Here is a 25,190-nt window from a genome sequence, read left to right as displayed (position 1 = left end):
CGAATACCTATTCGCCAAATACTTCCTCTTTGTGATTGTGATGAGCATAAGCGTGTGCAGCGGTACGCCATGACCTGCCGAAAGGCAGAGAGCGATAAATGCCGACTCAAAATATCGGGCAGCTCCCGATTCCGCCATAACCCACAAAGAGAACAATGGTACTCCCGTCCAGTCACAGTCCGAGCGTGATTAAACTGTCGCAGGCAATGAGGGCGGCTCTGTCAGACCGACAGTTGGGGTGAAACTCCCGTGGTGTCAGTTCGCTGCTGACCGTTTGGCGACTTCCCATAGCATTTCGGGGTGTCGAGGACAAATTGAAATGCTTCCTATCATAATGCCAGATACAGGGCGGTCATAAGAACAGAGCTTTGTTTATATGCTCCCGACCTTAAATACTTCCTTGTGTTTGGCTGTTACATAGGCAGGATGCTCCTGCCTAAATCCAAATGGGAGGTCAAACACTATGGATAGAATCATTAAGCGTGGCGACATCTACTACGCAAATTTAAACCCCGTCATCGGCTCGGAGCAGGGCGGTACACGACCTGTACTTATCATTTCTAATGATACAGGGAATAAGCACAGCCCTACGGTCATTGTAGCGGCGATTACAGGACAGATTGGAACAAAGAAAAAACTACCGACACACACTATCGTACACAATGTCAATGGACTTGATAAAGATTCCATTATCTTATTGGAGCAAATTCGTACCATTGATAAACAACGCCTGCAAGAGTATTTAGGAACCCTTGATGGGCGTTTTCTTGTTGCTGTTGATAAAGCTCTGGCTATCAGCGTTTCGCTTGAAAAAAGAATTGATAAAAATGTGTAAATGTGAATGTGTGGGTGGATTTGCACATTCGCCAAAGGGCGACTGTATCTCTATAATTTAGAGTGAACAGCCGCTTTGCTCTTGCGGAGGTATTCAGATGGAAAATGTAAAAATAATAGAGAATGCAGAACAGCAGCCTGACATTGTAGCTGATGAAAAGGAAAACTTTGACGCTTTTATCAGTGCTATGGTGCAGATAGTTGAAAAATACGGAAAATCAGTTCTGCAAGATTTAGATTGTGTTGCGTAATCTTACGCAACCTTACATATCACATTTTTCTAAACTATCGGAGGTAACAGAATGAACAGAGAGGGAAAGAAATGTGTTTTATATCCAAGAGTAAGTACAGAAATGCAGGTTGATGGATATAGCCTTGAAGGTCAGAAAAATAGTTTGAAACGATTTGCAGACAGAGAGGAAATGGAGATTGTAGGTGTATATGAGGACGCAGGAAAGTCAGGAAAATCTATTGAGGGGCGACCTGCATTTAAGAAAATGCTGTCTGATATAAAAAACGGATTAGAGATAGATTATATTTTAGTATATAAGTTGTCACGCTTCGGAAGAAATGCAGCAGACATCTTAAATTCATTGGAGTTCGTTCAGTCTTATGGCATAAACCTTATTTGTATTGAAGAAGGAATTGATTCATCACAGACAAGCGGAAAGCTTTTAATATCTGTTCTTTCTGCTGTTGCAGAAATTGAGAGAGAAAATATTATAGAGCAGACAATGAATGGACGCAGGGAAAAAGCCAGACAGGGCGGTTGGAATGGTGGCTTTGCTCCTTACGGATATTATCTTGAAAATAATCAGCTTTTAATAGAAGAAACGGAAGCGAAAGCTATTCGCATTATCTTTGAGAAGTTTGGTAATTCTGATATTGGACTTGGCGGAGTGGCGAAATATCTTAATCTTCAAGGAATTAAAAAGATACCACGCCAGAATGGGAAATTGGAAACTTGGAGCAGCCATCTTATACGGCAGATATTAGATAATCCTGTTTATTGTGGTAAAATTGCTTACGGAAGAAGAACAAGGGAGAAAGTAAAAGGAACTAAAAACGAGTATAAACAGGTTCACACCGATGATTATATTTTAGAGGAAGGACAGCACGAGGGTATTGTCAGCGAGGAATTATGGGAAAAGGTTCGTGCAAAGCGTATCGCCACGGGAATTAAGCAACCGTCAAAGGTTGGCAAAGATAGGTCGCATCTTTTGACAGGTGTATTGAAATGTCCTATGTGTGGAAGCTCAATGTATACTAACAAACACGCTTGGACAAATAAGGACGGTACATATAAGGAAGTCTATTATTATATATGTGGGAGAAATAAGCAGGAGCGAGGACATCATTGTGATTATAAGGCTTCTTTGAGAAAAACAGATATTGAGCCGCTTGTTATTGAAGCAGTCAAAGAGTTGGTAAGTGACAAGTACTTTGCCAGAGAGATAAAAAGCAGAATTGGAATACAGACAGATACAAGTAATGTTGATAAGGAAATTGCAAATTATGAAAGTAAGCTGAAGGAGGTTGATTTGAATAAAGCTCGTCTGGAACGGGAGATTGATAATCTTCCTGCTGATGCCCGTTATCGTGAGAGAAAAATCCACGATATGACATTAAGACTTGATGGGCTGTACGATACGATTGTTGAGTTGGAGGAACGAATTGAAGATGCAAAATTACGAAGAAGTTCTATTGAGATGGAAGCCATTACTCTGGAGAATGTTTACAAAATAATGAAGAATTTTGGAAAGCTCTATGCTATAATGAGTGATGAAGAAAAGAAAAGCGTTATTTCTTATCTCATAAAAGAAATTCAAATATACCCAAACGGAGAGTCGGAAATGCCGTTGAAATCAATAGAGTTCAATTTTCCGATATATCGTGACGGTAAGGAAGTAAGGAAAGTTTTGTGGGAAAGAGGTAATACCGTTGAGACGGTAGTATTGCTGTCAAAGGTAGAACGGTAAAAACCTCTGGAAGCCCATAAAACAAAGGATTTTTGCTGGAGGGGTGCCTTTGGGGAGCTCTGGGCAAAGTCAAATGCAACTATTTATATAGGAAAAATCGTTCTCGTGGAAAGTGGTCTACGGGGATAGGTTGTGGAGACAGGATAGTTATATGGCTGGGGTTGTGTTGACGGGATTGTTATTCACATAGGTTGAGTTGATTACGTTGTTGCAGGAGGAAGCGGTCCTTGCTAACTGAGAGAGAAAAGAAATTAGTTCAGGACCCGTATTTCCAGGTGCTGAGATTAATCGAAGATTACGATGAAGATTATGTTGAGGTCAAATCGAAATGCACAATGCACTGTTGGGCTATTCGGAGAAAGGGCAACAACGTAGTTTTGTTTCACAAAAGATAACTGTTTTTTGACAACTACTTCGAAGTCGAATTTAAGGCGGGACTCAAGATTGAGATAGAAAAATGAATACTCCAAAAAGGTTGCTCCGGGCGTGGGATTTTATGCTCGGAGTGTTTTTTGTTAATGTAAGGCTATACAAAAGCATTGAAAGTATCAACCTGGAGGTTTATAATATACATTTGGAGGATATTACGGATGAAGACATCAGACCTGGTTAGAGAGCTTTGTAAGAAACAGCATATTTCATTAGCGGAGCTCAGCCGCAGGATCGGACAGACACCTCAGAATCTGAATAAGAAGCTAAAGAGGGATACACTCTCAGTAGATGAATTAAAGCAGATCGCGGATGCTGTCAGGGTGGATTTTGACCTGGGATTTGTGCTGCCGGATGGCTCTAAAATAAATAACGAAGCGGAGTGAGAGCATGAATATTAACAATATCAATGTAAACAAGTATCCAATCTCTCAGATTCTTGATCCGGAGTCTAAGACGATTTATGAGATCCCGAAATATCAGAGAGAGTATATTTGGGGCACTAAGCAGTGGGAAGAACTGTTTAATGACTTGATGGAGAATGGAGCAGGCTATTTCCTGGGTTCTATTATTTGCATTAATACTACACAGGACACCCTGAACAATCCGAAATTCGAAGTGGTTGATGGTCAGCAGCGTTTGACTACACTCAGCCTTCTGCTCGCGGCCTTATACGTCACTCTTGACTCTAACCGCGATTCTCTGGATGAAGATCAGCAATCCGATATCCTACAATTAAAGAGAAAACTTGTTATAAAGAAGACGCAGTCTGAGATTCGTATTGTTCCTCAGGTACAGCATAAAAACCTTGAGGATTACATGGGACTGCTTGCAGATAAGAAGATCATTGCGCCACATCAGACACCTAAGTTTGCTGGTAACCGTAGAATCTTCCAAGGCTATAACTATTTCAAGAGGCGTATCGATAGTGAACTGGAAGCTTCCAATAATAAGGTTGCTACAATGTTTGAGATTCTGGAGAAGGTCAACACGGCTATTCTTGTTATGATCGAGGTCTCAAATCACTCTGATGCGTACACTCTTTTTGAGTCATTAAACGATCGTGGTACGCCGCTTACATCACTTGACCTGATAAAGAACTTACTCCTGGCCAGGTTGGACATCACCGACAGTGATAATCTTGATTATTACTTTGGCCGTTGGACCCAGATAATGGATGCGCTTGGTGATGATGATAGCGCGAGGGAGAGATTCTTCAGACAGAATTATAATGCCTTCCGTAAGGATATGAATGTTCCGTTTCTTGTAGAAGGCGATGATAGGCTCTATCCGTTGGGGACTATTGCGACCAGATCTACAATGCTGGATATCTATGAAAAGATTGTAGTTAAGGACCCGTCTAAGTTCCTGGACGACGTATATGAAAATGCACAGATATATTCGAGAATCATTCTTCAAAATACGGATGATCTTACGGCGGCTGTTAAGGAAGCGTACTTGGACCTGCAGCGCGTGGGAGGCGTTCCTTCATATCTGTTCCTGCTTTATCTGGATAAGAAAAAAGATGCGCTGGGGATAGATGAGGCGTTATATGTAAAGATAATCCGATTCCTGATCACATTCTTTGTAAGACGTAACATGACCGACGTTCCGCCTACGCGAGATGTAACTCGTTTGTTCATGGCCTTCATCGAAGAGATGGAGAAGCAGAGCTATACCGGCGAGACTATTTATACGAAACTGCGTGAAAAGCTGATGGCGGTTTCTGCAGATGATGCTGTTTTCGAGGAGAAGCTTCGTGGACCGGTTTATAAAGAAAATACCGGTGCTACAAGATTTATTCTTTGCATGATAGCAAAGCAGGGTATGACAGCGGAGAGCCAGAAAAACCTGTGGGAGAAAAACGGAAGCAATCAGTATATTTGGACCATTGAACACATCTTCCCGGAAGGAAAGAACATCCCGGATGCCTGGGTTGATATGATTGCCGGTGGCGATAGAGACAAGGCTAATGAGTACCTTGAGGAGTATGCTCACACATTCGGAAATCTGACAATCACTGGATACAACAGTTCGCTCGGTAATAAATCCTTTAAAGAGAAGAAAGAGCGTAAGGACAGCAATGACAATCCAATCGGTTATTTGAATGGACTGAATTTGAATGCTGACCTTGTAAGCACAGACAATTGGACGGTTGATCAGATTAAGGCAAGGACGGATAAACTCGTAAGTGAAATACTCGCATTGTTTACTCTGTAAATGATGCTGGCTGGAGGCGCCCATGGCAAAGAAGCAAAAGCAGAGTCTTGAGCAATGGTGCCAGGATAATGATAGAGAGGATTTGCTCCGGGAATGGGATGAGGAGAAGAACTCCAAGTCGAGATTTCCGATGGCATCAGATACAACAGAATATTGCACTGCACTTTCTGCATGGTGGAAATGTAGCGAGGGGCACGAATGGTATGCTCCTGTACAGAAAAGAACCACGTTTGGACTGGGCTGCCCGATTTGTCATCCGGAACAGGCGGACATCCCTGTTGGTACTAAGTATGGGTGTTTGACGGTTCTTAGCGTTACGCCAGTGGATGAGGCAAATCGTTATAGCAGAATTTATGGCTCTACATATAACTGTGTATGCGATTGCGGTAAGAAGGTGAGTAAGTCTGAGTTTCAGTTCTTGGAGAAAAAACACCGCTATTGCACTGAGACGATCCGCAGGAGCAGGAATTCCAGATGGGCGTTTGCTGAATGGGATAAAGCAAACGAGTGTGGCCTGAAGACCGCTCAAGAAGAAAAGAAGAAAGCGACTTACAAAAGGGTCCTTGATGAAAGCTATACGTTGGACCTTGTTGGCACGATTCATGAATCACTTGAGGTGTTGGAATGTGTCAATGATCACTATGAGGAGCTTCGGTATATAACCGATCTGCGAAAAAAAGGCGGAGGCACTTACTTCATATATAAATTGTACAAGTGCCGGTGCTATTTGTGCTGTAAGGAGCAGGAGATAAAATCATCGAAGTTTTCCATTAACCCGCCGACCGAGTATGGCTATGACGCCTACAACGGATACTGGAGCGACGCACATTGTGATTGCCACCCGATTTCCTCGTTCCAGTGGATTGTAACCAAACTACTGAAGGAAAACGGAGTGCCTTATAGGGTTGAGGTTTCTTTCCCAGATTTATATGGAGCCGGGAAGGTGAATCTGCTCAGGTATGACTTCGGGGTATACGACGAGGCAGGAAATATAAAGAGCCTGATTGAATGCCAGGGTGAACAGCACTACAAGCCGGTTGATGAATTTGGAGGAAAGTATCAATTCACGGCCCAGAAGAAGAACGACGAGCTGAAACGATCCTACGCTAAGGAGCATGGAATACCGCTTTATGAGATTCCATACAAAAATAAGAAATTCGAGAAGGTAGAAGCGTTTCTGCGTGAAAAGGAAATTATAAAGTGATGGTCGAGCAATTACCGCGGACAGGCAAAGCGGGCGTTTGCAGATTGAGAAATTACCACGGACGACCAGAGGCTTATTTTGCACGGTGGACCAGTTTTTCTGGATGACCGTTGGCAGCAGACGTACTTGCTGTCATCTCAAGCCATGTTGAGACGGTTGTTCTTTTGTCCCAACTAAAACAAAAGCCGGATGATTACATTAATGTCACGATTGAACTTGATGATATGGATATAACATCTGCAGAGACTAAGGCTACATATGATGAGATAAAGAAGTATGTGGCTGAACATAATGCCGGCATGAAGGTTTCCAATCTGTATATTTCGCAGGTAAAGAGAAAATGCAGAATTGAAGTTGGAAAGAATTTGTGCGCTGCAACGAGGAGAATAGTTAATAAAGAGAGGTGCATATGCTATGCCAGGTATACTCGTGGTTGAAGATGATGAAAATTTAAATCGTGGAATTACATTCTCACTGAAAAAATCCGGATATGAGGTTTTTTCAGCAGAATCAGTGAAAAAAGCGAAAAGAATTGCAAGTGATCATAATGTGGATGTTACTATTTGTGATGTGAATCTTCCGGATGGGAATGGACTGGAATTTGTAAGGTGGATGAGATGCAATTATAATACATACATTATTTGCCTTACAGCACTAGATCAGGAGATGGATCAGGTTATGGGATATGAAGCAGGGGCAGATGATTACATTACAAAGCCGTTTAGTCTTTCGGTACTTCTTTTGAAAATAGAAGCACATTTCCGCCGCAGACAGGAGAAAACGGAAGTCGGCAAGATGATTTCGGGAGATATTGTATTTATTGCAGAAGAAATGAAAGTCCTGATAAAGAGTCGTGAAATCAGTCTGACAAAAACGGAGTTGAAAATGCTGACTTTTTTTCTTCAGAATCCGAAAAAGATTCTTTCAAAAACACAAATATTGGAAAATGTGTTTGATCTGGAAGGGGATTTTGTGGATGAAAATACAATCGCTGTCAATATCAGAAGACTCCGTGAGAAAATCGAAGACAATCCGGCTGCACCGGTCTATATAAAGAATATCAGAGGTCTTGGGTATATATGGAATCAGGAGGTAAGGCAGTGACAAAGAGATATCGCAAGAAGATCACAGTAGCGCTCTCCTTGGTTTTGCCTGTCATAGTATTGTTTGCAATATTAAATTGCTTTACCACATATGTGTTTTATGAAGATTATAAATATAAAATGAATCTTATGACAGAGATTGCTGCAAAGGAAGAATTTTCCGGGTTGGATGCTGTTTCGGAATTGCTTAAGGATAAGGATATTGAAACCAACGAACAGGGAAGGCAATTATTGGAGCAATATGGATACTGGGGAAATAATGGGAATGCATTTTATTCACAATTCCGGCATCAGGTTATGGTGACCGGTGCTGTAAGCACTGTGATATGCGTGCTTCTTTTGACTTTTTTACTTTATTGGAAGAAAAAAGAAGATGCGTGTCATCAGAAAATTTTAGACCAGTTGGAAGAAATTCTGATTAGATTCCGTGAAGATAAATTTGATGCTTTACTGAAAACGGAAAATCCAGCAGAACTGGAAAAATTGAATGACCAGCTTGAAGCAATCGGACATCATATTCAGTTGCTAAAGGAAGAAGCACGGGCAGAAAAAGAGAGCACGAAAGAAATGGTTTCTGATATATCCCACCAGTTAAAGACACCGGTTGCAGCTTTGGATACATGTTTTAGTGTGCTGATGCAGAATGACTTAAGTGCCACAGAACAGGAGGAGTTTCGTATCCGTTGTCGGAGTGCTCTGGATGGACTGGAGACATTATTGCAGTCGCTTCTTGAAATATCCAAGATGGAAACTGGACTGATTCAGATTAATAAGAAAAAACTTCCGCTTATGGATACTGTCATATCTGCTGTGAACTGTACTTATCCTAAAGCGGATGAGAAAGAAATGGAATTCGTTTTTGACTATGCAAAAGAGCTGGAAACATGCATGGTTATGCAGGATAAAAGATGGCTTGGTGAAGCTGTGATTAACGTTTTAGATAATGCAATCAAGTACAGTCCGTGTGGTTCAAAAATATTTATCCGGTTACAAAAAAGAAACGATCTTGTAAGAATGGAAATTGAGGATCAGGGAATTGGTATTCCGCAGAATGAGTATCACAAAATTTTTCAACGATTTTACCGAGGAAGTTCCAGGGAGGTCATGGAAAAGAGTGGTACAGGAATTGGACTTTTTCTATCGAGAGAAATTATCGAAAAACATGCAGGTACGATTACGGTAACCTCCGGCAAAAAGAAAAAAGGAAGCATGTTTGTGATTCAATTACCATATGTTGGTTAAATTTTAAGTGAGCAGAAATCTTACAATTCTGTAAGACTTCTGCTCGTTTTTTGAAAGTGAAATGAAAGATTATCCTGATACAATTTGGATGTAGGTTGAAAAGGTACACTTTACAGAATGAAAAAGGAGGCAACACATGAGTGTGATATTAGAAACCAAGCAGCTTTGTAAATTTTATGGCGCAGGTGAGAATCAGGTCAAAGCGGTTAATCAGGTGGGCATTCAGATTGAGCAGGGCGAATTTGTCGCAATTGTTGGAAAGTCAGGTTCCGGTAAAAGTACATTACTTCATATGCTTGGAGGGCTTGATACTCCGACAAAAGGCAGTGTTACTTTAGCGGGGAAAGATTTATACAGGATGAAGGAAGATGCCCTTGCTGTTTTCCGCAGAAGAAAAATCGGATTTGTTTTTCAGGCATTTAATCTGGTTTCATCTGTTAATGTCTGGGAAAATATTGTACTGCCACTGGGGCTGGATGGAAGAAAAGTGGATGAAGCGTATGTAAATGATATCATTGCAACTCTGGGGATTGAAAAGAGGATTTACAATCTGCCAAATCAGTTATCCGGAGGACAGCAGCAGAGAGTAGCAATTGCAAGAGCACTGGTGAATCGTCCGGAAATTATATTTGCAGATGAGCCGACAGGAAATCTTGATTCCAAGACCAGTGATGAGGTAATCGCCCTGCTTAAGATGACAGCAAAAAAATATGGACAGACAATTGTAATGATTACCCATGATGACGAAATTGCACAGGTCGCTGATCGTATTCTGGTAATTGAGGACGGACAGGTGGTGGATTTCAGATGAAGACAATAAGCAGGATTGCATATAGCAATGACAAAAGTAACAGGACAAGAAGCATACTGATTATGATGTCCATATGTCTGACTACGATGCTGCTTGTGATTATCAGTACTGTGGGAAATGGAATGATCCGTTTACAGAAAAGTCAGGCGGCAGGCTCATATGGAAGCAATTATGGTTTGTTTGTCGCAGCAGATGCCTCGCAGTTAAAAGAAGTAAACCGCCGTGCGGAAATAGATGCTACAGGCACTATGTGCACCGAAGGTATCATAAAAGGCAACGAAAACGGTGGTTTTGTCTGCATGGATGAGACTGCAAGAAAAATGCTTCCCTATAATAAGGAATATGAGTTAAAGGAAGGAAAATATCCGGGGGGAACGCAGGAAATTGCCGCAGGAAGAGCATTTTTTCGTGAAATGGGATATGATGATGTAAAGGTCGGAGATACGGTTACACTGGATTACCGCGCAGGGATGCAGTCAGAATATAAGCCGGAAGAATTTGTTGTCAGCGGAATCCTATATGACCGGGATGAGTATACCATCGAGGCATCTTATGTTGCTTTCGGGTCACAGGAGTTTTATGATGAGCACGTCGCAGAGAATGACAGACAGTATAATATTTATTTTACTTTAAATGATTCTGCAAATGTATCTATGAATAATATTGATTCGGTTATAAAGCAGATTGCAGCAGCTTGTGGGATCGAAGAAAAAAACGTTATAGTCAATGATCTCTATTTGCAATGGGTCTTGCAGCCGAGTTATGAAACGATTGCGGTATGCGGGGTTTTGATTCTTGCAATTGTACTTTTCTCTGTTGTGGTCATTTATAATATTTTTCAGGTCGGTATTGCCAACAAGATACAGGAGTATGGAAAAATCAAGGCTCTGGGAGCGACAAAAAAGCAGATGAAACAACTGATCTTCAGAGAGGGCATTTTTTTGACATTTTTTTCAATACCGGTTGGATTGCTTTTTGGCTTTCTGATTGCAAAATGCGGTTTTAACTGGCTGGTAGAACAGGGGAACCTTGTATCAACCGGAATTGGCTCTATGGGAGTTCAAAATCAGCAGGTGCCTCTGTTTTCCCTGCCTGTTATGCTTCTCTGTATTTTCGTATCATTTCTTACCGTTGCTTTGGCACTGCGTAAACCAATGAAAATTGTTTCACGGATTTCACCTATCGAAGCAACACGGTATTTAGAAAATGCAGAAACACAAAAAAAAGGAAAACGAAATGGCAGAAAAAATGTCACCGTGTTTTCTATGGCAATGGCAAATGTAACGGGTAATCCCAAAAGAACTATTGGTACTATCCTCACAATGGGTTTTTCTTGCGTATTGTTTGTGATTATCTCTAATTATGTGGGAAATATTGACACGGAGCATGAAGCACGTCTTTCCGTTAATCATGGACAATTTGAACTGCAGCTTGACTATTCTGCTGAGTATGATGAAAGATATCCGGAGAATAATCTGGATACGATTCTGACGGATGATCCATTGAATGATTCGCTGATTGAAGAAATCAAAAGCATTCCGGGAGTAACAGATGTTATGACGAGAGAGATTGTCTCTGTAAATCTGAACGGAACAAGATTTCCGGCTATTATTGTGAATAAAAAGGATTTTGATTTTATGCGCCAGGACGGGGATATTGGCTCTATGGACTATGATCAGGCGGTAAAGAATGGTGATATTTTCTTTGGCTGGTCAACGTGGATGGAACAAGATGGGTATGCTCCGGGTGAATCCATTGCATTTGACTTTGAGAATGGAAGTGGAACCTATACCTATCAGGGAAAGATTGCAGGATCTTTTGTAAGTGCGGACACTTATCTTGTCATTCCGGAAGGTGTATACCGTTCCATGCATCCGAGAGGAACAGCCTATGGCTATCTGTGGGTGGACTGTGATAAAAAAGATGTGGCATCTGTGGAACAGAGTTTGAATACTTTGATTTCTAAATCTTCACATATAAAAATGGATACCTATCATGCGCAGTTACAAAATGCAGAAGTCGCAGCCCGCATGATGAAGCTTGGCTGTTATCTGTTTATGGCGGTTGTAGGACTCATCGGTTTTATGAATATGGCAAACACCATGATTATGAATATTACGACAAAAAAGCAGGAATATGGTGTATTGCAGGCTGTGGGTATGACAAATAAACAATTAAATTTATGCCTGCAGTTACAGGGACTGATTTTTACAGTTGGCACCATATGCGTAGCTTTGATCATTGGTCTGCCGCTCGGCTATGCACTTTTTTCCTATGCAAAACATAATGGAATATTTGGAATGAATACCTATCATGTTCCAATCGTACCAATTCTTATTATGATTCTTTTGGTCGGTCTGTTGCAGATTGTACTTTCCTGCGTTTTAAGCAGTAATCTGAAAAAGGAAACGCTGGTTGAAAGAATAAGGTATCAGGGATAGCAAGTAATATGTAGTGAACTAGGTCTTAACGAAGAGGAGAAATAGATAACTTCCAATTTGTATGTATGGTAAATCTAAAATGTATTTTAGCAGTATTTCCTGAGTGGGGGCAGAAAGCGCCCCCATACCCACGTGAAAATATAATTGCAGGCGATTACATTTTAGCAGATACGCAAGCGTTTCTGAGTAAGCGTCACAGACAACAAAATAAGAAAATTTTGATAAGGCATATCACTGGAATAAGTGAGTGTTTTTTTTGTTTTCAAATATTCAATTAACTGAAAAAGTAAAAAAGTTTTCCTCAGGGGCTGTAAAAATACCTTTCAGCGTTTCGTATTAATGAAAGGGTATTTTTTGCAGGAAAAATAAAAAATTTTTATCAAGAGCCTGTGTTTATGCCCTTCATCTTTTATATATGTGTAAGAACATTTTTTAGCCGGCATAAAAATGATTTTTACAACAGTTAGAAACAGAAATGAGGCGAGAAAAGAATGAAATATGAATACATGAAGGAGTCAGAGCAGATGATTCAGTACTTCCGGTTTCCGAAGTTTTTGCTAAAACTGCGAATTTCTCAAACTGCAAAATTCCTTTATATGATTTTGTATGACCGGGCGCGGATATCGAGAAAGAATAGCTGGATAGACAAGTATGGAAACGTTTATCTGATATTTCCAATAGATGAATTGTCTGTTCAAATCGGCAAATGCAAATCTTCTGTAAAAACAACATTGAAGGAATTAGATGATGAGGGATTATTGGTTCGCAGATTCGGTGGATTTTCAAAACCTAATCATTTATATGTAAAAATTCCATCTGATGAGATAGGTTTACAGCCAGTTGATAATAAGGCGTTTGAAAAGATGGCGATAACAGAGTCAGAAAAGCAACCATCATCTAGCCGAAAAAATGGCTGTGCAGGAGTCGGAAATGTGGCACCTAGTAAAGTAACTGAGAAATATAAAAGAAATAAATATTATGAAGTAAATTAAGGTAGTTTAATATGGAAGTGGGATGACACTCTGGCTTAGGCTGGAGTGTTTTTCTGTGGAAAAAACATAAAAAAAATATTATAATAGAAAAGAATTTTTAAGAAAAATGGAGGAGTTAGGAAAATGAAATCCAAATCTGGAAATAAGAAATTATGGATAGCAATTATTGTTTTCGTACTGATGATAGCCGGAGCAATGGGCAATCATTCCGATAATAAGAAAGAAAATCCTGGCAGGGAAAGTTCCGCTGCCACGGAATCGCAGGCCGCAACAGAAACTGAGACCAGTACCAATACAGAGTCGGACGGTGATACCGAAGATTTTGTTACTGAAGGAGTCATCAGTAATACCTATAAGACAGATAGCAGTTCCGCCGGACAGATGCAGGTGCATTTCATAGATGTAGGGCAGGGCGATGCTGCCTTGATAGCTTGTGATGGTCATTACATGCTGATAGATGCCGGCAATAATGACAAAGGAACAACGGTACAGTCCTATCTTATGAGCCAGGGTGTAGAGAAACTGGATTATGTCATAGGAACGCACCCGGATGCAGACCATATTGGCGGACTGGATGTAGTAATTTATAAATTTGACTGCGATACAATTATCATGCCGGATGTGGCAAATGACACCAGAACTTATGATGATGTGGTGCAGGCAATGAAGTCCAAGGGCTATCAGACCACTTATCCGGTGGTAGGAGAGACCTATACCCTTGGAGGAGCAACCTTTACCATTGTGGCACCGAATGCAGACTATGGAAATGACATGAACGACTGGTCGGTGGGTGTGCTGGTGCAGAATGGCAACAACCGTTTCCTCTTTACCGGAGATGCAGAAGAAAAAGCGGAAGAGGACATTTTAAATAATGGAATTGATATTTCGGCAGATGTCTATGCGGCAGCGCATCATGGAAGCAAAACAGCCACAAGTCAGGCTTTTTTGGATAAGGTATCACCGGCTTATGTGGTAATCAGTGCCGGTGAAGGCAATAAATACGGACATCCTCATGCAGAGGTGCTGAACCGTTTGCGGGCAGCAGGCATATCCGTGTTCCGTACCGATGAACAGGGTACAATCGTAGCAACATCGGATGGTACAAATATAACATGGAACTGTTCTCCATCAGAAAGCTGGAAAGCAGGAGAACCTACCGGAAGCAGTGATAGTACAGCAAATAATTCCACAGCAGACAGCACTACATCATCAGGCAGCAGTGATGCAGGTATAGCTGCAGATGCATCCGGCAGTTCAAATAGTGACAGCAGTTCCGTTATGGTACATATTACAGACACCGGTTCAAAATATCATTCGGCAGGCTGCTCGTATTTGAAAAAGAGTGACCATGAGGTGACTTTGTCAGAGGCGAAGAACATGGGTTTGACACCATGCTCAAGATGTAACCCGCCACAGTAATGAGAAAAACGAATCGCCAAACCCCTTGCACTTTTTATAGGATTAGTATACAATAATTCGAGTTAGAAATAACTAACTTCGTGCAAATCATAGGGACTTCTTTAGAATATGGAGACGAAAATATCCGTATTCACCGGAAGAAATATTCTTCCGGGAGGCAGAGTCCTGTATCTGACAAAATATGAAGAGGAACTGCACCGAGCTTCAAAGTTATAAACTTCCAAAAGCTGGCACGGAATATACCGCAGAGCAGTTAATCGTACTCCTATAGATAAATGATATTCTTTAACAAACACCAAAGAAGCTGCAGTACGGCAGCTTCTTTTGGCGTGCCGGGAAAATGGAAGGGTGGTTATTATAGAGGGAAAAAGAAAAAATGCATAAAAAATGGATAAGTATGCATCAAACTTAGTGACTATTTGTTTTGCGAAAAAGGTTGAAAAAACCTTCCCGATATGGTAGAATTTTTACAATTTAGGTAGCCTGTGCAGGTTTGGTGCATTTTTTATGCAAAAGGAAGGAAAAAGAGATGACTGACTCTTTTTTTTTGCGCAGGTATCGGAAGAATAGAAAGGACAGGGTGAACAAATGAAAGCTTTTCTTATATTGGAAGATGGCAATGTATTTACCGGAACCAGCATCGGTTCAACACGGGAAGTCATCAGTGAAATCGTATTTAATACGTCGATGACAGGATATTTAGAGGTACTGACAGATCCATCTTATGCAGGACAGGCGGTAGTAATGACATATCCGTTGATTGGAAATTATGGAATTACACCGGATATGGAGTCAGGACGTCCATGGGTAGATGGATATATCGTAAGAGAATTATCCAGAATGCCAAGTAATTTCCGTTGTGAAGGAACCATTCAGGATTTTCTGAAAAAATACGATATACCGGGAATTGCAGGAATTGATACCAGAGCATTAACCAAGCTCTTGCGTGAAAAAGGAACAATGAATGGAATGATTACAACAGACGAGAATTACAATCTGGATGAGATTATTCCAAAATTAAAGGCTTACACCACAGGAAATGTGGTAGATAAAGTAACCTGTGAAGAGAAAAGCGTATTGCCTGGAAAGGGCAAAAAAGTAGCACTGTTAGACCTTGGTGCTAAGAGAAACATCGCCCAGTCATTAAATAAAAGAGGCTGTGAAGTTACCGTTTATCCGGCACACACCACAGCAGAAGAAATTTTAAGAACGAATCCGGACGGAATCATGTTAAGTAATGGACCTGGAGACCCGAAGGAGTGCAAGGAGATTATTGCAGAGATTCGTAAATTATATGAATCTGACACACCGATTTTTGCAATCTGCTTGGGACATCAGCTGATGGCACTTGCAACCGGTGCAGACACATATCATTTGAAATATGGTCATCGTGGAGGAAATCATCCGGTTAAGGATTTAAAGACCAACCGTGTATACATTTCCAGCCAGAACCATGGTTATGCAGTAGATACCAATACCCTGGATGAGAAAATTGCAAAACCGGCATTTGTAAATGTAAACGATGGAACCAACGAAGGATTAGAGTATGTCGGAAAGAACATTTTTACCGTACAGTTCCATCCGGAAGCATGTCCGGGACCACAGGATTCTGCTTACCTTTTTGACCGTTTTATTGAGATGATGGGAGGAACGAAATAATGCCTAAGAATAAAGATATTAAAAAAGTATTAGTAATTGGTTCTGGCCCGATTGTAATCGGACAGGCTGCAGAGTTTGACTATGCAGGAACACAGGCATGTCGTTCTTTAAAAGAAGAAGGAATCGAAGTTGTTCTGGTAAACTCCAATCCTGCTACCATTATGACAGATAAGGATATTGCAGATGAAGTTTATATCGAGCCATTAACTGCAAAAGTATTAGAGCAGATTATCATAAAAGAAAAACCGGACAGCGTCCTTCCTACTCTGGGTGGACAGGCTGGCTTAAACCTTGGTATGGAGCTGGCAGAATCCGGATTCTTAGAGAAACATGGTGTCAAACTGATTGGTACAACTGCTGAGACAATTTTCAAGGCAGAAGACCGTCAGGCATTTAAAGATACCATGGAAAAAATCGGTGAGCCATGTGCACCATCCCAGGTAGTACACAATGTAGAAGATGGTATTAAATTTACCAATACCATCGGATATCCGGTTGTACTTCGTCCTGCTTATACCTTAGGAGGAAGCGGCGGCGGAATCGCACATAATGAGACAGAGCTTATCGACATCTTATCCAACGGACTTCGTCTGAGCCGTGTCGGAGAAGTGCTGGTAGAACGTTGTATCGCAGGCTGGAAGGAAATCGAGTACGAAGTAATGCGTGATGCCAATGGAAACTGTATTACTGTATGTAATATGGAAAACATTGACCCGGTTGGTGTACATACCGGAGACTCTATCGTAGTAGCACCTTCCCAGACATTAGGTGATAAAGAGTACCAGATGCTGCGTACTTCTGCACTTAATATCATTTCCGAATTAAATATTACCGGTGGATGTAACGTACAGTATGCACTGCATCCGGAAACCTTCGAATATTGTGTTATCGAGGTTAATCCTCGTGTATCCCGTTCTTCTGCATTAGCATCCAAAGCAACCGGATATCCGATTGCAAAAGTTGCTGCAAAGATTGCACTGGGCTATACCTTAGATGAAATCAAGAATGCAATTACCGGAAAGACATATGCAAGTTTTGAGCCAATGTTAGACTACTGCGTAGTAAAAATCCCAAGACTTCCATTTGATAAATTCATCACTGCAAAACGTACGTTAACAACACAGATGAAAGCAACCGGAGAAGTTATGAGTATCTGCAATAACTTTGAAGGTGCCCTGATGAAAGCAATCCGTTCCTTAGAGCAGCATGTAGACAGTCTTTTATCCTATGACTTCAGCAAGCTTTCTGATGAGGAGTTACAGGAGCAGTTACATGTAGTAGATGACCGCAGAATCTGGGTTATTGCAGAAGCGCTGCGTCGTGGCGTATCTTATGATAAAATTCATGAGATTACAAAGATTGATAAATGGTTTATTGACAAACTGGCTATCTTAGTTGAGATGGAGCAGGATTTAAAGACAAAACCACTTACCGTAGAGCTTTTAAAAGAAGCAAAACGTATGGAATTCCCGGATAAAGTCATTGCAGAACTTACCGGAAAGAGTGAAAAAGAAATTCATGACATGCGTTACGAAAATGGTATCGTAGCAGCCTTTAAGATGGTTGATACCTGTGCCGCAGAGTTTGAAGCATCCACTCCATATTACTATTCCGTATTTGGCAGTGAAAACGAAGCAACAGAGACAACACCGAAGAAGAAAGTTCTGGTATTAGGTTCCGGCCCAATCCGTATCGGACAGGGTATCGAGTTCGACTACTGTTCTGTACACAGCACCTGGGCATTTGCCAAGGAAGGCTGGGAGACAGTTATCGTAAATAACAACCCGGAGACGGTATCAACAGACTTTGATATTGCAGATAAACTGTATTTTGAGCCACTGACACCGGAAGATGTTGAGGCAATTGTAAAATTAGAAAAACCGGACGGAGCTGTAGTTCAGTTCGGTGGACAGACCGCAATCAAGCTGACCGAAAGCTTAATGAAGATGGGTGTCAAGATTCTTGGAACCAAGGCAGAAGATGTAGATGCTGCAGAGGACAGAGAGCTTTTTGATGAAATCTTAGAGAAGACCGGAATCCCAAGAGCAGCAGGCGGAACTGTATTTACCGCAGAAGAAGCCAAAGAAGTTGCACACCGTCTGGGTTACCCGGTACTGGTTCGTCCTTCCTATGTATTGGGCGGACAGGGTATGAAGATTGCATACAATGATGAAGAGATTGAAGAATTTATCGGAATCATCAACCGTATTGCTCAGGATCACCCGATTCTGGTTGATAAATACCTGATGGGTAAGGAAATCGAAGTAGATGCCGTATGCGATGGTACAGATATTTTAATTCCTGGTATCATGGAGCATATCGAGCGTACCGGAGTACATTCCGGAGACAGTATTTCCGTATATCCGGCACCGACCATCAGTGATGAAGTAAGAGAAATGCTGGTAGAATATACCAAGCGTTTAGCACAGGCATTACATGTAGTAGGACTGATTAACATCCAGTTTATCGTAATGGACGAGCAGGTATATGTCATCGAAGTAAATCCACGTTCTTCAAGAACGGTACCATATATCAGTAAAGTTACCGGTATTCCAATCGTAGACCTGGCAACCAAGGTTATCATTGGAAATACCATCAAGGGAATGGGTTACACACCGGGACTTGCACCAACCGCAGATTATATCGCAATCAAGATGCCGGTATTCTCCTTCGAGAAACTGCGTGGAGCAGAAATCAGCCTTGGACCGGAAATGAAATCCACCGGAGAATGCTTAGGAATTGCCAAGACCTTTGATGAAGCTTTATATAAAGCTTTCTTAGGAGCAGGTGTTCAGCTTCCGAAATATAAGCAGATGATTATGACGGTAAAAGATGCGGACAAGCCGGAAGCAGTCGGCGTAGCAAAACGTTTTGCAGCCTTAGGCTACAAGATTTATGCAACCAGAAGTACTGCAAAATATTTACAGGAGCATGGCGTAGATGCACTGCGTGTCAATAAGATTACCCAGGAGTCACCAAACGTTATGGACTTAATCTTAGGTCATAAGATTGACCTTGTCATCGACACACCGACCCAGGGAAATGGTGATAAGAACCGTGACGGATTCCTGATTCGTCGTAATGCAATTGAGACCGGCGTATACTGTATCACGGCAATGGATACAGCCAACGCACTGGCAACCAGCTTGGAGAATGCTCAGTCAGAGCTTACTCTGGTAGATATTGCAACCGTGAAGAATATTTAAGAGCAACCCAAAACAGCCTCATGTGTTTCGAGTGGAACACATGAGGCTGAAATTTTTGTTGCCGTGCATCTGTAAGAAGCTGCCGGTAACAGGCACTGCAGGCGCAGGCAGCGTTTATATAATATATACAAAAACGGAAACATAATTTGAATAAAAATGACAATTGACAAAGAAATGTAAAATGGTTAATCTGATAGGTAGTTGCTGAAGAATCAGCGGGAGTACTGAGCTATGAAAAAATGAGATGAAATGATTAGATAGTACAATTCATAGATTCCGGAATTCTCCGGTGATAATCCCAAATGATATGAGGCAATAAAAATAGAATAGCAGGTCTTTAAGGAGACCAATAAGGTTGAATTATGAAAGAGGAAGATTTGGATGCTGCGTTTTATATGGAGAAAGAACAGTGGCATTAAGTAACTCACAATAATGGTGGGAAGAAGCTGATTTTGATGTCTTTTTTAAAGAATTAGAAAGAGAACTGAAGTTAAGAATTCCGGATAAATTCTTAAAAGCGCATCGTTGGCGATGATATGAAAGAAGCACTACTAAGGAGAAACAGACATTGCGTGATACAGTAATGAATGAAAAATATTTTAGGGAATATATTTTGGAAGGGACAGGAAGAATAAAAAATTTTCAAAATAAGTTAGAAAATAATGAGGTAAGAGAAGATAGAATTTATTCGGTAAAAAGAAAGATAGATGCGATACAATTTGAATTACTTATTGCAAGATATTCTGCCGGTGAAGACGTAGAAAAGTTAGAAAATGATTTTATGCAGTTATTAAATGATATGCCATTGTATTGGAATGGTAATTCCAGCTATATTGATATGCTGTGGATGATGGCACTTGCAATTTTATTTGATGTAAGTAGAGAAAAGTTTGGTATATTGTCGGATTTGGTAACTCAATATAATCGGAAAGATGCTTTGCTGGAATTTTTTGTTAATTACAAAATGAATGGAAACATAGGACAACTGAAAGGAGACTATTCTTATGGCTTCCCATATGATAAGCTGACGGATATTGTTGCAAATAGAGAAAAAGCAGTTGAAAAATTAAAAGAATATTTAGAAAAATATTGGTATGTGGGACATAAAAATATGGGATGGTACGATATTCATAAAGCAAAAGAAAAATTGTATTACGGTTACTGGAGTTTTGAAGCAGGAGCTATTGCAAAAATATTAAATTTAGATGACAGCAATTTGAAAGATGTACCATATTATCCATATGATTTGGTTCACTATAAAAGCAATAGTATCTAATCTGGATTAGAGGATATAAAAGGCGTTTTATATGTTGTGGGATAAATTAACGGAAGAGAATTATGTGGTATATGTAAACAGAGACATTGATTTAAAAATAAAAGTTTTTGAATTGATGGAGGATGATGAAGTATATATCAACTATAAGGGATTTAATTTGACAATACCTATGTTGATATGGGAGTTTGGAGAAGATTTAAAGATGGCATCAATAGAAGATGTTCGTATTGAAGGCAACGACCGATTTGATAAACATTTTGTTATAAAAAAAGAGGATAAAGAAAAGTTTTTAGATGAAATATATTTCTTTTTGGTTGATAATAATATGGATTCTGTTTTAAATGAAAAATATCGAGCAAATTGGTGATAAAGATAAAAAATATATTATAGGATGAATATGAAAATAAAAGTAAGAAGAGAAGCTGCTAAATGCACAAATTGTGGGAAAATTAATGAATTTTATTATTTGTCAGATTTTTCATATGGTGAGAGATTAGTGCTATTTCATAACGGTATGAGTTATGCATATATTAATTTGTTGGAAGATGATGTTTATAATGATTTTATTGATAAAGTGAAATCTATTTTAAATTTGCATCAAAAAGAATTTTCAGAAGAAAAATTGCAAAATATAATTAAACATATATTTGGCATGACTTGTGACAGGATACAGGAAAGTGAGATTGAATTTGCAATGAACCATAAAAAATGCATCTATTGCGCCGCGGATGATTTTGAAGATTTAATGGCTGAGCCGGAAAAAATTATTTGTGTGGAGATGCCCAATGTGACACATCATGCGTGGAAAACTCTGGATGATGTGAAAAAGGTGCAGCGAATAGAAAAAGCATTAATGGAAAATAAAGTTATCTAATGATACAGTGGTGTATACCAAATGGAGAAAATCAGGGAATGAGAGATTATATTAAAAGTGAACAATATTTCGACGAATTCATAGCAGAAGATACAGCTAGAATTTTAAAATTAACGAAAAAAGTAAATGGCGGAGAAGTAAGACCAGACATATTTCAAATAATGAAAGAGTTAGTTAAAGAAAGAGATAAATCAGATTTATTGGAGAAATATTTGAAAGAGGACTGGTATAATAAAGAATACGAGTGTTATGAGGCTCATAAAAGCAGCCAGAATATATATTATGGCTACTGGAGTTTTGAAGCAGGAGCTATTGCAAAAATATTAAATTTAGATGACAGTAATTTAAAGAATGTGCAATATTATCCATACGATTTGGTCCATTACAAAAAATAAAATTCCCGTGGAGAAAATGAAATGTGGAGAATCCAAAAGAAAGAAAAATTTGATATTTGGGAAAATGACTTATGTTCATTGAAAGTTCAATATGAAGAAAGTAAATGTAGAGTTTATGTTAATTATAAAGGGTATAATGTTGTTGTTCCGATGGGAATATGTGGATTTGAAGATGAAATTCAGGAAAGAAAGATAAAGTATGAGGTTGAGGGAGAAAAGGGAATTTTAAACTCTTTAAGTTATGTAGTCGAGAAAGATAATTTGAGACTGTTTTGCGATATGATATTCTTTTTTTGACTGAACATAGCTTAGACAGAATGTTATATGAAGAATTTAAATATTAAATAATAGCTGTCCCATTTAAAAGAAACCCACATATGTTCAAGGTTTTCTTGGATTGAACATATGTGGGCTATTCTGTATTGATAATCCTACACCAGCTTCTTTCTTGCAGTCTTTTTCTTTGGTGCCGGCTGGGCAGCGGCTGCTGCGGCAGCCTGATTCTGGCGCTTGCGGAACCGGTCGGCTACATCTTTGATATATTTGTCTGAGGTAAAATGCTTTAAAGTATTTTCATCAATGGCAATCCGGTTATCCATGGTCTTCATAATATCCTGAATCTGGATAATGTCATAGATGTGCGGGTCACGCAAATCAAAGATTTCATTATTAGTAAACTGTAAGATAAGAGGTTTGGAATAATCCTCCGGGTTATCTTCAAGAATCATCGCCTTTTCGCCATTGGATAAATCTACACAGGCACCTCTTGGAAGAATGTGGATGCAAAGAGAAAGTGCACGGACAATCTTTGTATCATATTTTTCCGGAAACTCCTGCAAATATTTCATGGCAACGATTTCGGAAATCGGCTCATTGGTTAGGCTCATGGCGGTCATCCGGTCAAAGGCATCTGCAACCTGTAAAAGCTTTGTGCCGCTGCTGCGGAAAATCTTGGATGGGTCAGCAGCCTCTTCCGGAGCGGAGAGTGTAATAAACTGGGTAATGATTCTTAAAGCATCCGGTGATAACTTTATACTGTGAGTCTGCGGATTCAGATAATCTAAGCTCTTGATACGGCAGGCAAGGATTTTCTTTTCGTCTTCTTCTGTTAAAGGATCCGTTTTTTCAGCAAGCTCGGTCGGAACTAAAAGCCAGCCAAAATCATAGAGCAGAGCAGCCGTTACACAGGTCTGCTGAAAATCATCCGGCATATTTAACTGGTGAGTCAGCATGGCGACCAGAATAGCAACGCTGATGGAATGCTTGTATACATAATCCGCAGAGCTTCTTAAATTCTGCGCAAAGTTCAGCTTGTGGTCAAGACGGCCATACTGGGACAGAATCGAAGAGACCAGCGTTGGAAGCTTGTCCGGCTGTCTGCCTTTACGAATCATATCCATGCAGTCGCGAAGCTGGAACATGGAAATGGTCTGGAACTGTTCGAAAGCAATATCCTCGTCGGATAATGGCGGAACCGGTTCGGCAGGCTCCAGAATATAAATACCAATCAGCTCGAAATTCCGGATACTTTCGATACCCTGCCGGGTCAGTCTGGTGTCGCGGTCATAAAGCATGACGCCCAATTTATTATAGATAGGTTTAGCAAGACGCATGCCGGGTTTTAAGTCATCTGTCCGTATAAATAGCATAGCGGTTACCTCCTTACAAAATATGTTTTTCTCCGTTAAAATTCCTAGTTCAAATATAGCACAAGCAGAGAGGAAAAACAATCTTGGGATTGAAAAAGAAGTGTAGTTTTTCGTTGCATTTTCATAAGAAAGCCGTCTATAATAAAGGAAGAAAACAAGAGGCGTGATAAATCCATAAAAGAGGATAAAGATATGAAGAAAAACAGTAAACGACGTATGTTTTCCGCATTGCTGATACTGTTTCTGATGATACAGATGACGGTGCAGGCAGACACCGGTACCAAGGAAAGAGTGGATCTGGCATCTAAGGACACCGGAAGCAGCGTGGAAGAGCTGGAACGTCAGAGAGAGGAACAGCAGTCGCAGCTTGATTCCTTGAAAGAATATCAGATAAATCTTTCCGATGAACTGACGGAATTAAATAATGGATTGCAGGAAATCAGCAACGAACTGGCGGATACCCAGGATGAAATTGCGGCGAAAAATGTGGAGATTGAAGCAGCAGAAAGCCGGATTGCAGAGCTGACAACACGTTCTGAGAGCCAGTACGAAGCCATGAAGAAAAGAGTACAATATATGTACGAAAATGGCAATCAGTCTTACCTGGAGCTGCTGCTTGGAGCAAGCTCCTTTTCGGATTTTTTAAACCGGATGGAATATGCCAAATCCATTTATGATTATGACAGGCAGGAGCTTTCTGATTATGAGGATACACTGGCTGAATTAAAACAGCAGAAGGAAGATTTAGAGACGGCAAAAGAAGAACTGCTTGCGGCAGAACAGACGAAGCAGGAGCAGAAGAGCAAGGCAGACAGTCTGGTGGCAGCCCAGCAGGAAAAAATAAGCGCAGCAAAGTCGGATGTTGCAGATGCAGAGACAGAAATAGCAGACACAGATGCGGAAATCGCAAGACAGAAAGCCTATGAGGAAGAATTAGAGACACAGAAGGCGAAAGAAGATGCTGCCCGTCAGGAGGAGATTAAGCGTCAGGAAGAGGAACTTATTAACAGTCAGCAGCCAGCTGCTTCAGATAATAATGCAAATCCGGATGGGACATCCACCGGGGATAATACCACAGGAAGCGATGCTTCCGGTGGCGGGACAGTGAATGCCAGTGATGTTGCCATGCTGGCAGCACTGATCCAGTGCGAAGCAGGCGGCGAAAGCTATGAAGGGAAGCTTGCCGTTGGAAGCGTGGTCATGAACCGTGTGGACAGCAGTTATTTCCCGGATACCGTGGTAGGTGTCATCTATCAGAGCGGGCAGTTCTCACCGGTAGCCAGCGGTCGTTTCGCAGTAGTGCTTTCATCCGGGGCAGATGCGTCCTGTGTGCAGGCTGCAACAGAAGTGTTAGCAGGCACAAGAACCTTAAACTGCTTATATTTCCGCAGAAACAACGGACTGATTAATGGAACTGTAATCGGAAACCATGTATTTTATTAAGGAAAGCTGAAAAT

21 protein-coding genes and 1 pseudogene are annotated in these 25,190 nt (G+C 40.5%); 21 read left to right on the top strand and 1 reads right to left on the bottom strand.

The features are described 5' to 3' along the window. Nucleotides 1-463: 463 nt before the first annotated feature. From DWW33_RS07460 to DWW33_RS07365, 20 genes and pseudogenes are all read left to right on the top strand, one after another. Complete coding sequence (locus DWW33_RS07460; protein WP_006506488.1) at nt 464-835, top strand: type II toxin-antitoxin system PemK/MazF family toxin; 372 nt, start codon at nt 464-466, stop codon at nt 833-835. 97 nt (nt 836-932) lie between these two features. After that, complete coding sequence (locus DWW33_RS15840; protein WP_006506486.1) at nt 933-1,085, top strand: hypothetical protein; 153 nt, start codon at nt 933-935, stop codon at nt 1,083-1,085. A 51-nt stretch (nt 1,086-1,136) separates the two neighbouring features. Continuing rightward, a complete protein-coding gene (locus DWW33_RS07455) occupies nt 1,137-2,813 on the top strand; it encodes a recombinase family protein (RefSeq protein WP_118639191.1) in 1,677 nt (558 codons plus the stop codon). A gap of 590 nt (nt 2,814-3,403) precedes the next feature. Beyond that, entirely contained in the window at nt 3,404-3,628 is a 225-nt protein-coding gene (locus tag DWW33_RS07450) for a helix-turn-helix domain-containing protein (protein WP_118087708.1), read from the top strand. A gap of 4 nt (nt 3,629-3,632) precedes the next feature. After that, complete coding sequence (locus DWW33_RS07445) at nt 3,633-5,462, top strand: DUF262 domain-containing protein (RefSeq protein ID WP_118087707.1); 1,830 nt, start codon at nt 3,633-3,635, stop codon at nt 5,460-5,462. Between the two features lie 22 nt (nt 5,463-5,484). Then, nucleotides 5,485-6,666, top strand: a complete 1,182-nt coding sequence (locus tag DWW33_RS07440) for a zinc-ribbon domain-containing protein (protein WP_158561533.1) — start codon at nt 5,485-5,487, stop codon at nt 6,664-6,666. Between the two features lie 143 nt (nt 6,667-6,809). Further along, nucleotides 6,810-7,031: pseudogene (locus DWW33_RS07435) on the top strand (23S rRNA (uracil-5-)-methyltransferase RumA); the annotation flags it as partial. Between the two features lie 49 nt (nt 7,032-7,080). Next, nucleotides 7,081-7,770: a response regulator transcription factor gene (locus DWW33_RS07430; RefSeq protein ID WP_117841785.1), complete on the top strand. Its 690-nt coding sequence runs from the start codon at nt 7,081-7,083 to the stop codon at nt 7,768-7,770. After that, complete coding sequence (locus tag DWW33_RS07425; RefSeq protein ID WP_118639190.1) at nt 7,746-9,011, top strand: sensor histidine kinase; 1,266 nt, start codon at nt 7,746-7,748, stop codon at nt 9,009-9,011. Before DWW33_RS07430 ends, DWW33_RS07425 begins: the two co-directional genes overlap by 25 nt. Nucleotides 9,012-9,147: 136 nt before the next feature. After that, a complete protein-coding gene (locus DWW33_RS07420; RefSeq protein WP_117841787.1) occupies nt 9,148-9,822 on the top strand; it encodes an ABC transporter ATP-binding protein in 675 nt (224 codons plus the stop codon). Beyond that, nucleotides 9,819-12,263, top strand: a complete 2,445-nt coding sequence (locus DWW33_RS07415) for an ABC transporter permease (protein ID WP_118639189.1) — start codon at nt 9,819-9,821, stop codon at nt 12,261-12,263. The genes DWW33_RS07420 and DWW33_RS07415 overlap by 4 nt, the downstream gene beginning before the upstream one ends. Before the next feature lie 491 nt (nt 12,264-12,754). Further along, nucleotides 12,755-13,255: a replication initiator protein A gene (locus tag DWW33_RS07405; RefSeq protein ID WP_118639188.1), complete on the top strand. Its 501-nt coding sequence runs from the start codon at nt 12,755-12,757 to the stop codon at nt 13,253-13,255. A 123-nt stretch (nt 13,256-13,378) separates the two neighbouring features. Then, complete coding sequence (locus DWW33_RS07400; protein ID WP_118639187.1) at nt 13,379-14,674, top strand: ComEC/Rec2 family competence protein; 1,296 nt, start codon at nt 13,379-13,381, stop codon at nt 14,672-14,674. Nucleotides 14,675-15,262: 588 nt separating this feature from the next. Continuing rightward, the gene (locus DWW33_RS07395; RefSeq protein ID WP_118639186.1) at nt 15,263-16,333 is read left to right on the top strand and encodes a carbamoyl phosphate synthase small subunit; all 1,071 of its coding nucleotides are present in this window, start codon (nt 15,263-15,265) and stop codon (nt 16,331-16,333) included. After that, nucleotides 16,333-19,539: a carbamoyl-phosphate synthase large subunit gene (carB, locus tag DWW33_RS07390; RefSeq protein WP_118639185.1), complete on the top strand. Its 3,207-nt coding sequence runs from the start codon at nt 16,333-16,335 to the stop codon at nt 19,537-19,539. The genes DWW33_RS07395 and carB overlap by 1 nt, the downstream gene beginning before the upstream one ends. A 568-nt stretch (nt 19,540-20,107) precedes the next feature. After that, nucleotides 20,108-20,815, top strand: a complete 708-nt coding sequence (locus DWW33_RS07385) for a PoNi-like cognate immunity protein (protein ID WP_118639184.1) — start codon at nt 20,108-20,110, stop codon at nt 20,813-20,815. 31 nt (nt 20,816-20,846) lie between these two features. Then, nucleotides 20,847-21,182: a hypothetical protein gene (locus tag DWW33_RS07380; RefSeq protein ID WP_118544505.1), complete on the top strand. Its 336-nt coding sequence runs from the start codon at nt 20,847-20,849 to the stop codon at nt 21,180-21,182. Between the two features lie 30 nt (nt 21,183-21,212). Next, nucleotides 21,213-21,689, top strand: a complete 477-nt coding sequence (locus DWW33_RS07375) for a hypothetical protein (RefSeq protein ID WP_118639183.1) — start codon at nt 21,213-21,215, stop codon at nt 21,687-21,689. A 38-nt stretch (nt 21,690-21,727) separates the two neighbouring features. Continuing rightward, nucleotides 21,728-22,084 carry a PoNe immunity protein domain-containing protein gene (locus DWW33_RS07370; RefSeq protein WP_243088583.1) on the top strand — a complete coding sequence of 119 codons (357 nt, stop codon included), beginning with the start codon at nt 21,728-21,730 and terminating at the stop codon, nt 22,082-22,084. Between the two features lie 21 nt (nt 22,085-22,105). Next, nucleotides 22,106-22,381, top strand: a complete 276-nt coding sequence (locus DWW33_RS07365; protein WP_118639181.1) for a hypothetical protein — start codon at nt 22,106-22,108, stop codon at nt 22,379-22,381. 134 nt (nt 22,382-22,515) lie between these two features. On the opposite strand, the gene DWW33_RS07360 is transcribed toward DWW33_RS07365, so the two are convergent. Further along, a complete protein-coding gene (locus DWW33_RS07360) occupies nt 22,516-23,733 on the bottom strand; it encodes an HD-GYP domain-containing protein (protein ID WP_117947692.1) in 1,218 nt (405 codons plus the stop codon). A 192-nt stretch (nt 23,734-23,925) separates the two neighbouring features. Between DWW33_RS07360 and DWW33_RS07355 the strand changes: the two genes are divergently transcribed. Then, on the top strand, nt 23,926-25,176 hold the full coding sequence (locus tag DWW33_RS07355) for a cell wall hydrolase (RefSeq protein ID WP_117841800.1): 1,251 nt from the start codon (nt 23,926-23,928) through the stop codon (nt 25,174-25,176). Nucleotides 25,177-25,190 lie beyond the last annotated feature (14 nt).

Source organism: Roseburia sp. AF15-21, assembly GCF_003479505.1.
Lineage (GTDB): Bacteria > Bacillota > Clostridia > Lachnospirales > Lachnospiraceae > Roseburia_C > Roseburia_C amylophila.
This window is presented reverse-complemented; position numbering and strand designations above follow the sequence as displayed.